General features: G+C 40.0%; 1 protein-coding gene. It reads right to left on the reverse strand.

The genetic code is table 11. The features are described from left to right. On the reverse strand, positions 1-752 hold a 752-nt coding region (locus AB840_RS15470; RefSeq protein WP_201775893.1), incomplete at both ends, for an SdrD B-like domain-containing protein.

The following is a 752-nucleotide window of genomic DNA, read 5'->3' on the forward strand; positions in this document are numbered from 1 at the left end:
AGCATCAGCATCTGCGTCTGCATCAGCATCTGCGTCTGCATCAGCATCTGCGTCGGCGTCTGCATCAGCATCAGCATCTGCATCAGCATCTGCGTCGGCGTCTGCGTCTGCGTCTGCATCAGCATCAGCATCTGCGTCTGCGTCTGCATCAGCATCTGCGTCAGCATCTGCATCTGCGTCGGCGTCTGCATCTGTATCATCTTTATAGAAACCACTATCTAAAGTCATGTCATCATGACCGTCAATAGTTACAGTTACTGATCCACCATTTGAATCTAACGAACCATCTCCAACATTAATTTTAGTTGGTGTATAACCTTCAGGTGTTTCAAATGAAACTTGATATGTTTCACCATCATATAAATTATCAAATTCATAATGTCCATTTTCGTCTGTTCTCACTGATTTTGAAGTGCCATCTGGATAAGTTAATGTTACTAGTACGTTACTGATTGGTTTTTCTTTTTCATCTGTACCTTGAACACCATCTTTGTCAACATCTTCCCATACGTAGTCACCTATTTTATATGTTTGCTCAGGCGCCTCTTCTCCATTACCTCCACCTTGGTCATTAGTACTAATAATACTATTCGTATAACCAGCATAAGATAAAATACCATCATTAGTTGTTGTCATTCTAACACCTTGTTGTATTGCTAAACTATCCTCTGCTCCAGGTGTATATTTACTTTCCACCTTGATGATATAAGGTGAATTTATATTTCCAAAATCAACCATAGCTTGATTATTAG

It is taken from the genome of Megasphaera cerevisiae DSM 20462, assembly GCF_001045675.1.
GTDB classification, from domain to species: Bacteria; Bacillota; Negativicutes; order Veillonellales; family Megasphaeraceae; genus Megasphaera; species Megasphaera cerevisiae.